Source organism: Desulfovirgula thermocuniculi DSM 16036 (assembly GCF_000429345.1).
In the GTDB taxonomy this organism is placed as follows: Bacteria; Bacillota; Desulfotomaculia; order Desulfotomaculales; family Desulfovirgulaceae; genus Desulfovirgula; species Desulfovirgula thermocuniculi.
Genome location: NZ_AUBR01000080.1, coordinates 1 through 9556, shown reverse-complemented (window position 1 = coordinate 9556; position 9556 = coordinate 1). Strand labels below are relative to the sequence as shown.

The window sequence follows — 9556 nt, the reverse complement described above, 5'->3', positions numbered from 1 at the left end:
CCTTCCCCGCCTGGCCTACCAGGCCAAAGATGAAGGCGACTTCTTTGCCCGGCTGGCGCGGCTGGCATCCGTTGCGGTGACCGCGCTGGAGATAAAGCGCAAGGTCCTGGAGCGGTTCGCGGACGCGGGCCTCTACCCGTTCAGCACCCGGTACCTGCGGGGCGTGAAGGAGCGCTTCGGGAGGTACTATGCCAACCACTTCTCGACCATCGGAGTGGTCGGCGGCAACGAAGCGTGCCTGAACCTGCTGGGCGTGCCGATCACCCACCCGGAAGGGAAGGCGTTCGCGGTGCGGGTGCTGGAGTTCCTGCGGGAGTTCTGCCGGTGCGCCCAGGAGCGGACGGGGAACCTTTACAACCTGGAGGCCACCCCTGCGGAGGGGTGTGCCTACAGGCTCGCCCGCATCGACAAGAAGCTCTACCCGGACATTGTGGTGGCCAACGAGGAGGCCGTAAGGAGAGGGGCCGAACCCTACTACACCAACTCCACCCACGCGCCCGTCGGCTGGACGGACGACCCGCTCGAGTACCTGGAGCACCAGGAGGACCTGCAGGTGCTCTACACGGGGGGCACGGTCGTCCACTTCTGGCTGGGAGAGGGGAAACCCGACCCGGGGGCCTGCCGGGAGTTCGTCCTGCGGGTGTTTGAAGCGTCGCGGGTGCCCTACATCACTCTCACGCCCACGTTTTCCGTGTGCCTGCAGCACGGGTATCTCCCCGGGAAGTACGAAACATGCCCGCACTGCGGTGCGGGGTGCGAGGTCTGGTCGCGGGTCACGGGCTACTACCGCCCCGTCTCCTGCTACAATGCCGGAAAGCGCGAGGAGTTCCGGGACCGGAGGGCTTTCCGGGTTGGGCGGTGAACTCGGAATGGTAATCGGCGGGCTGGTCAGGTTTTCGCTGTCCGATTACCCGGGTTGCCCTGCCGCGGTGGTGTTCACCAGGGGTTGCAACTTCCGCTGTCCCTGGTGCCACAACCCCGGCTTGGTGGACCCGGCACGCTATGTTCCAGAAGTGCCGCTGGGGGAAGTCCTCTGGTTTCTGGAGCGGAGGCGCCGCTTCCTCGGCACCGTGGTGGTCTCCGGTGGCGAGCCGACCCTTCAGCCCGACCTGCTGGACTTCTTGCGGCAACTCAAGCGCATGGGCTACAAAACGAAACTCGACACCAACGGCTCCCGTCCGGACGTCCTGCGCCGGGTGCTCGGGGAGGGCCTGGTGGACTGCCTGGCGGTGGACTACAAGGCCCCGCTGCGGCTTTACCGGGAGTGGGTCTGCGCGGGAGACCCGGGTGCCGTCCTGGAGAGCCTGCACCTGGCGCTAAAGTTCCCCGGGGGCCGCGTCAGGACGACGGTCGTCCCCTGCCTGCACACGCCGGAGGTCCTGGAAGAGATGAGGGCCGAACTCCGCGCGGCGGGATTTGACGTCGCTCCCGGGACGGGGGAGTGGGTGCTCCAGGAGTTCCGGCGGGGTGGAGAACTGCTTCTGGCAACTCCGGGGGCTTTGCCGCGGTTTTGGGATTCAGGGGGGTACCTTAAGGCGTAAGCCGAAGTCCCGGCAACGGGGAGAGGCACGGTGTAGAAGCGGCAAGAAGGGAGTAGAAGTAACGTGCGCGAACTCCTGCAGCCTGTCTTTGTCCAGGCCCGGAACATCCCGGAAGCCTGGTACACGCTCCTCAAACGGCTGTTTGAGGTTGATGCGTACACCTACTACCCCGAATGGGGAGGCGGTGCGGATGAGAACGGGGTCTGTACCAACAGCCGGAGAGAGTTCGACCTAGCTGTGGTGCAGATAACCCACCCGTGGGAGAGGCCGCTGTGCGATCTAATACCGCCTGGATTAGGTATATCACCGCCGAGTAGCATGGACGAAATCGAAAGATATTTTGCGACATACCTGCTGTGCCCATACAAAGCGGAGGAAGAGGCGTATACCTACGGGGAGCGGATATGCAAGCAAATAGACGACCTGGTGCGCTATTACCGGACTTACGGTTTCGAGCACGTCAAGGGCTGCATCGAGGTCGCTTCCCCGGACGACCTGGCGAGGGGCAAGTCCCTGCCGTGCCTGCGTTTGATAGATACGAAGGTGCGGTTGGACAGGCAGGCAGGGGTCTACCGGATGCACTTTGTGGTCTACTTCCGGGCTTGGGACTTATGGGGCGGGTTTCAGACCAACCTGGGCGGCCTGCAGATGCTCAAAGAGTGGCTGATAAAGCAGATAGGCCCGCACCCCAAAACGGGTATCCCGCTGGAGGACGGCGAAATAATCGCCATAAGCAAGAGCCTCAATGTGAGGGGACATGCCGAGGAATTTGCGAGGAGAAGGGTTGGTTTAAATAATGTGCAAAAGTATAACGGGGCTTTCGTGGACGGCTCCTTGGGCCCCGACGTTTGAAAAGCGGAAGATCCTTGTTCACCGCGAGGAATTCAACCTGGCACTTTGAGCGTTTCTGCGATTTTTTAACACGAGGGACTTCAAGCACCGGCCGCAGGTGGCTGTCTGGAGGAAAAAGCTGGGTAAGAGCCGAGCAGAAGAAGCCGGGTTGGGTAAAATGAACATGCACGAGTATGACACTTTTGTATTACGGCCATATTACGGCTATATTAGGGTATACATATAACACACATAAGGAAAGCTGATTGGACAAGCAACCTTATTCTATGTTACATTACTTTCGAGATGTTTTTCTTTTTGGTATAAGAAGGTGAGAAGTCGTTATGGTTCGAAAGTACGCCAACAAGGGATTTATCCAGCAACTGGATGGTACTTACGCCGTCTTAATTCATCCTCTCAACGGCTATTTGGAACCCGAACAGATAGAGGCTATATATAGGCTGGCCAAACAATACGGAAAGGCTAAGCTTACGGTTACTGAGGCCATTATGATTTACGGTATAAAACCCGAGAACTTTGACCGGGTGGCTGAAGAGTTAGAAAAGGTCCATCTACCTTTGGCTGATATTGGTCCGGTGGTGCGAAATGTCAAAGTGTGTTCCAGTCAATATTGCAAGCATGTTATCCGCGATGTTACTTTTCTGGCGGCAGAGATCAATCAACGCCTCGCAGGGATAGCGACGCCAAGAAAATTTAAGATAGCCCTAAATGGCTGTCCCAATTCATGCGTGGAGGCGCAACTAAACGATTTGGGTGTCATTGCTGTCCGGGACGGGTACCGGCTTTACCTTGGGGGCAAGGGAGGACGTCAACCTCAATTAGGTACTCGGCTGGATATGGTTATTAAGGAAGAGTATATACTCGAGACTGTCGAACGGATAGTTAGGAGCTATATTCAGGTTGCTCAGAACGAGCGGCTGGGTGAAGTTATTAACCGGATGGGTCTTATGGCGTTTCTGAAAGGGGCGCTGGCGTGGAGTAGTGGAGGAATCAGGACGTGCATAGGCGCGCGGTATTGTAAGAATGGTGTTGGTGATGTCCATGCGATGGCGGAGCGCATAATCTCCTCTGGCGATTTACAAGGGAATGTTACTATCAGTGGTTGCGGTAACGCGTGTGCTGTGGACAACGGAGCGCATTGTAATGTTGTTATTTTGAAGGACAGGCTGTGGGTGTATAATAAAAATGGCGATATAGACATTGTTAATGCGGATCATTTGCCTGAGTATCTTAAGAGGAAGAGTGTTTTAAAGTAATTCAAGATGAGGAGTATGGGCTCAAGGGTGATGGGCTTGACGGTGAAGACCCCACCTTGAGTTCAGCGGAGAGGGGGCGTTGAGATGGGTAGGCTTAAGGTCCTTTTCCATGTTAACGAATCTGACAAGTGGCAAAGGACACTCGTGAATATCACCAACTTTTTGAATGATGTTGGGCAAGGAAATGCTGACGTCGAAGTTGTGGCCAACGGTGAGGCGGTTTCTGTTTTCAGGAGCAGGTGCCTGCTGACCGGGGATGGCAGTGAGTGCTGCGAAACAGCTAGCGGATCGCTGATGGACCAGATGGAGAAGTTGTCGGAGATGGGAGTAAGCTTTGTAGCGTGTCGGAATGCTCTCAAAGCTCAGTCTATCGACGAAGAGAGCCTCCCTAACTTTGTGAAAGTTGTACCGGCCGGCATAACAGAAATTGCCAGAAAACAAACCGAAGGGTATGCTTACATCAAGCCCTGACTATGTATCTGCGTGAAGGGGGAGTGAGAAACTTCCCCTTCAATAATAACTTGAACAACATACGGCAACAAAAAGGAGATGTTCGAATCAAGCACAATAAGGGGGTAGTGAAACCGTTATGGAAGGAATCGTAGATTCTCACACACATGTTTCGTTGCTTCCGTATGAAGGGCTGGAAAACATGGCCCTGGCCGGGGTGAGGAAGATTATTGGCTGCTCCATATTTTTCGGGGCAAAGCATGCGGAAACACTCTTTGATCATTTCCACCAAATGTTAACCCTTTCGGTGAAGAATGCTGCCCAAAATGGCATCAGGCTTTTCGTTGCTGTCGGCATTCACCCTATGGGAACACCGGAAGACTGGCCCCGGGTGATCGACGCCCTTCCAAATTACCTGAAGATGAGTGATGTCATTGGTTTAGGAGAAATCGGCCTGCATGAGGGGAGTCGGCGGGAGCAGGACGTCCTCAGGGAGCAATTGAAGGTAGCCAAGGAATACAGGGTACCAGTAATCATTCATACCCCGCCACAGGATAGGGTGGAAATAACCAATAAGACAATTGAAATTGCCGCCGCCGTCGGTATGGAACCCGGAAAAGTGATCATTGACCACGCTAATTTGGACATTATTGACTTAATCGAGGACTTTGGGGCCATTCCCGGGCTCACTATTCGCCAAGAAGGGCTTACTCCCCATCTATTGCTGAACCACCTGGAACGTTTCCAACGAGGTGTTCTGAACAGCGATTACAGCAATCTCAAACCCAACGATCCCCTGAGCGTTCCAAAGGCTGTGCGGTACCTGGAGCTGAACGGGGCTCCTCCGGAAATCATTGCTCGGATTGCGAGGTACAATGCTGAAGAAGTGTTCGGGATTTAGATAACCGGGGGTCTGGCCTAATTCTTTAAAAATCCTTATCTTGAACGCAATAAGGATATCCTGACAGTAACCGGTGCCTTCTGCAGAAAACCGGTGTTAAAGACTCGGGCCAGGGTGCGGGATAGAAAATTTGCCTGCTTCCCTGTGCTGGCAAATATACCAGAGAATGGTAACAAAGGGGAGCTGGAGTTGAACGGAAAAGGCAGGGAAAAAGAAGAGCAAAAAAGCGACCGTATCGGCGACCGACAACACATCCAGGAACACCTAGCCAACGAGCGCACCTTCCTGTCCTGGATCCGTACAGCCGTGGCCATTCTGGCTTTTGGTTTTGTTGTTGAAAAATTTTCGTTCTATTTACGAGTGCTTGAATGGCAGGCGGGCATGGTATCTGCGCCGTCGAGGGGATCGGCTGCCTACCTGGGGATAGGCTCTAGTATCATAGCCGGGCTGGTGGTCATCTTGGCTGCCGTCCGTTACCGGCAGACGCGCTACCAGATTAACCAGGGTACGTACCGGCACTCGCTTACTGCCGACATGTTGCTGGCTGCCATGCTACTTCTAGTTACGATACTGGTAATCATTTTCCTCCTGCGGTCACCGATCCCTTTTTAAACGAACTGTTTTGGTTTTCATGCCCAATTGATCGCACCGATGATGGAACCGGGAGGCACCCGGCAGGGGGGTGAAAAAGAGGCTGGAAAGAAATGTTAACAAACATTAGACGTTTTTCTGGAAACGGGACTTCTTCATTACGACCCGGTTTTACCGGGTTGGCCGAAAAACCAGCCAGCGGCTGAGCAGGACCTTTAAGCCGGAGGTCTACGTTACCCTAAGGAAAATGGGGTTGTACAGCTTGGCTTAAGGCTGACCTGCGAATGCCTTACGTGAATGGTGTCGGATAGCCGTATGCGGGAAAACCGCTCGTTATGGTTAGATGAGGGGCTATCTGCTGATTTATGCCAGGGCCTACTCTGCTTTGGTAGGCGTATTTTATTCTTGAAAAGTAGCTTTTTTTGGGTTACTTTTATTTTTGTAAAAGAGCACTTTTTTTGGGAAGTTGGTTGTGTAGCTTTAGGAAGTTTTTAGCGAATATTCATAAAATTATCTTGTGGTCTTAAAAGAGGGGGATAAACCCGTGAACAGGTCGGGCTTGGCTGCTGTGCTGGAGGAGCGCTTGGGAACGGCCCTCTACTGCACCGACGGAGAAGCGTACACCCTGGGCGTCAACAAGGCTTACGAAGAGCTGACCGGCCTACGCGGGGAAGAGCTCTGCGGGCAGCACATGAGGGAGTTGGTGGAGAAGAGCTACTTCGACCGCTCGGTAACCCTCATGGTGCTGGAAGAGGGGCGCTCCGTGACCATAGGGCAGAAAATTATCAGGACCGGGCGGGAAGTCCTGGTGACCGGCAACCCGGTGAGGGACGATGAAGGCAAAATCATCCTGGTGGTAACTACCGTGAAGCCCTACCGCCCGGGTCGCCGCCAGGTGGACCTCCCTGCGGCGGCAGCCAGGGGCATAGAGGTTCCCGGCGTGGGGCCGGTCATTGCGGAAAGCGAGGCCATGAAGCAGGTGATCGGGCGGGCCATCCGCGCGGCGGCTTCTGAAGCCACCGTGCTCCTTTACGGGGAATCTGGGGTGGGCAAGGAGGTGGTGGCCAGGCTCATCCACGAATACAGCCGGCGCAAAACGAAGCCCTTCGTAGCAGTCAATGCCGCGGCCATCCCCGGCGAGCTGTTCGAGGCGGAGATGTTTGGCTACCGCCCCGGCGCCTTTACGGGGGCAAGGCGGGAAGGCCGGGCCGGCCTGGTCAAGGCCGCCGAGGGAGGGACGCTTTTTTTAGACGAGGTGGGCGAAATACCCCTCTGGGCGCAGGCCAAGCTCCTCCGCCTCCTCCAGAACAAGGAGTATTACCCGCTGGGTAGCTCGCGCCCCGAGCGGGCCGATGTGCGTATCGTTGCCGCTACCAACCAGGACCTGTACCGGCTGGTCCAGGAGGGCCGCTTCCGCAAAGACCTCTACTACCGCCTAAACGTCATCCAGATAAGGATCCCGCCCCTGGCCACAAGGAAAGAGGACATCATGCCCCTGGCGGAGCACTTTCTCGGCCTTTACGCTACCCGCTACGAAATCCCCAAGGAGCTCAGCGGGGAGGCGGAGCGCGAGCTTTTGCGCTACCACTGGCCGGGTAACGTCAGGGAGCTGCAAAACCTGATGGAAAGGCTGGTCGTGCTGGCGCCGGAAAAGGAGATCTCCGCCGCCACCGTGCAGCGGGAGCTGGAGGAAAGCGGAGAGGCTTTGCCCGCGGCAGGGCAGGAGGACGGGTGGCCGCAAAATCTCGAACGTGCGGTGGAGGAGTTTGAGAAAAGCTTGATTAGGAGGGCCCTGCAGAAATACCCCACCCAGGAAGAGGCGGCCCGCGCCCTGGGCATCCACCGCAGCACCCTGGCCAGGAAGATAAAGCGCTATTTTTCCTAGCCGACTTCCGGTAGCCGCGCAAAACTGCGCGGCTTTGTTGCAGCTTCGCGACAAAAAGCGCGCTTCATGTCGGCGGCTCGCACAGCAAAGACGCGTCACGGTGCGGGCCGCCGGCTTTTTTCTTGGTGGAACAGAATTTGTAATGTTTGTGCTTGCGGCAATTTTACATCGTGCGGGAGGGAGATTTGAGGGTGGGTATTAGCATTTTCCAAACAGCCGGCAAGATCATCGCCGGCTGGGGTAGCTTAAACCAGCTTGCCGTCGAGGTAAAGGGTCTTGGGGCTCAGAGCGTTTTGATAATCTGCGATCCGGTAATTGAGAAGATAGGTTTGGCGGAAAGGGTGAAAAACCAGCTGGCCTCCTTGGGGGTTAAGTTAGGGATTTTCAGCGAAGTGGAGCCTGAACCACGGCTACAGGTGGTGGAAAAGTGCTTACGGGTAATTAATGAGGGCGGCTACGACCTTTTAGTGGCCGTCGGCGGGGGCAGCTCCATTGACGTGGCCAAAGCCGCCTCCATCCTGGTTACCAACTCCGGGACCATTAAAGACTACCTCGGGGTAAACCTGGTGGCCAGGCCCGGCATACCGGTGGTGGCTGTGCCGACCACAGCCGGTACGGGCAGCGAGGTGACCCCCATAGCCATTCTCTCCGACGAAGAGGACCAGCTTAAAAAAGGGGTGGTCAGCCCGCACCTCCTCCCCAGGGTGGCCATAATTGACCCTGAGCTGACGGTGACTATGCCGCCCCACATCACGGCAGCCACCGGCATGGACGCCCTCACCCACGCTGTGGAGGCCTACATTTCCATAAACGCCAATGCCTCCCCCGTTACCGACGCCCTGGCCCTGGAGGCCATCAGGATCATTTCCCGCAGCCTGCGCACTGCCGTGGCCAACGGCCAGCACAAGGAGGCGCGCAGCCAGATGGCCATGGCCAGCCTCATGGCCGGCATTGCCTTTGCCAACGCCGGTGTCGGCGCCGTTCACGCCCTGGCTTACCCGCTGGGAGCGCAGTTCCACGTACCCCACGGGGTGGCCAACGCGGTGCTGCTGCCATACGTGATGGAGTGGAACATGCTCGGCGCGCTCTCCCGCTTTAAGGATATGGCCCTGGCCATGGGGGAAAAGGTGGAGGGGCTGAGCGAGCGGGCGGCGGCGGAAAGATTTGTGGAGGCCGTAAGGCAGCTCTCCGCCGACATCAGGATCCCCTCGCGCCTGCGGGACCTTGGGGTGACGGCGGAGGCCATCCCGGGGATGGCGGAAGGGGCCAGCAAGGTGACCAGGCTGCTGGCCAACAACCCGCGGCAGCTCTCCGTGGACGACATCAGGGAAATATACGAGCGGGCTTTTTAAGGCAGGGCGGTGAGCACATGCGCGGCTTTTACGGGCGCGTGCTGCATGTGGACTTAACGGAAAGGAGCTGGCGGGTAGAAGAGCTGCCGGCGGAAGTTACGGCCCACTACCTGGGGGGCAAGGGCCTGGGCACCCACCTCATGTTAGAACACATCCCGCCGGGGGCCGACCCCCTGGGCCCGGAAAACTGCCTCATCTTTGCCGTCGGGCCCCTCACCGGCACCATCATGCCCGGCTCCAACCGCATCGGCGCCTTTGCCAAATCCCCCTTGACCGGCTTCTACGGCGAATCCTACGCCGGGGGCGGCGTGGGGGCGGCCTTAAAGCGGACCGGCTACGACGCCGTCGTCATCCGGGGCCGGGCGGAAAAGCCCACTCTTTTGGAAATCAGCGACCGGGGCGTAACCTTTCACGACGCCGCGGACCTCTGGGGCAAAGACACCTACACCGCCGAGGACATGGCCCTGGCCAGGGTGGGCGTCAAGGGGGCCCAGGCGGCGGTCATCGGCCCGGCGGGGGAAAACCTCGTCAAATACGCCTGCATAGAAAACAACTACTGGCGCTCCCTGGGCCGGGTAGGCATGGGCGCGGTCATGGGCGCCAAAAAGCTCAAGGCCGTCGTCTTCCACGGCGGGGCGCAATGCGAGCCGGCCGACCCCGCAGGATTAAAGGAAATTGTCGCCAAGCTGGCCCAAAAAGCCAAAGACAACCCCGGCGTCAGGGGCTAC

General features: G+C 57.3%; 10 protein-coding genes. All 10 read left to right on the top strand.

The features are described from left to right. Positions 1–862, top strand: an 862-nt coding sequence (gene nrdD / locus G454_RS0113845) for an anaerobic ribonucleoside-triphosphate reductase (protein ID WP_027719079.1), incomplete at its 5' end; no start/stop codon positions are given. Continuing rightward, positions 852–1541 (top strand): anaerobic ribonucleoside-triphosphate reductase activating protein, encoded by a 690-nt coding sequence (locus G454_RS19345; protein WP_051276465.1) that lies wholly within the window; start codon positions 852–854, stop codon positions 1539–1541. The genes nrdD and G454_RS19345, both read left to right, overlap by 11 nt. Before the next feature lie 63 nt (positions 1542–1604). Then, the gene (locus G454_RS0113835; RefSeq protein ID WP_027719078.1) at positions 1605–2393 is read left to right on the top strand and encodes a thymidylate synthase family protein; all 789 of its coding nucleotides are present in this window, start codon (positions 1605–1607) and stop codon (positions 2391–2393) included. 323 nt (positions 2394–2716) lie between these two features. Further along, a complete protein-coding gene (locus tag G454_RS0113830; RefSeq protein WP_027719077.1) occupies positions 2717–3649 on the top strand; it encodes a nitrite/sulfite reductase domain-containing protein in 933 nt (310 codons plus the stop codon). Positions 3650–3733: 84 nt separating this feature from the next. After that, positions 3734–4120 carry a DsrE family protein gene (locus G454_RS0113825; protein WP_027719076.1) on the top strand — a complete coding sequence of 129 codons (387 nt, stop codon included), beginning with the start codon at positions 3734–3736 and terminating at the stop codon, positions 4118–4120. A 118-nt stretch (positions 4121–4238) separates the two neighbouring features. Beyond that, a complete protein-coding gene (locus G454_RS0113820; RefSeq protein ID WP_027719075.1) occupies positions 4239–5000 on the top strand; it encodes a TatD family hydrolase in 762 nt (253 codons plus the stop codon). A 93-nt stretch (positions 5001–5093) separates the two neighbouring features. Then, positions 5094–5612 carry a YidH family protein gene (locus G454_RS0113815; RefSeq protein ID WP_211230110.1) on the top strand — a complete coding sequence of 173 codons (519 nt, stop codon included), beginning with the start codon at positions 5094–5096 and terminating at the stop codon, positions 5610–5612. A 523-nt stretch (positions 5613–6135) separates the two neighbouring features. Further along, positions 6136–7476: a sigma-54 interaction domain-containing protein gene (locus G454_RS19340; RefSeq protein ID WP_051276461.1), complete on the top strand. Its 1341-nt coding sequence runs from the start codon at positions 6136–6138 to the stop codon at positions 7474–7476. 191 nt (positions 7477–7667) lie between these two features. Beyond that, on the top strand, positions 7668–8828 hold the full coding sequence (locus G454_RS0113805; RefSeq protein WP_027719073.1) for an iron-containing alcohol dehydrogenase: 1161 nt from the start codon (positions 7668–7670) through the stop codon (positions 8826–8828). Between the two features lie 17 nt (positions 8829–8845). Next, the coding region (locus tag G454_RS0113800; RefSeq protein ID WP_027719072.1) for an aldehyde ferredoxin oxidoreductase N-terminal domain-containing protein at positions 8846–9556 on the top strand (711 nt) is incomplete at its 3' end.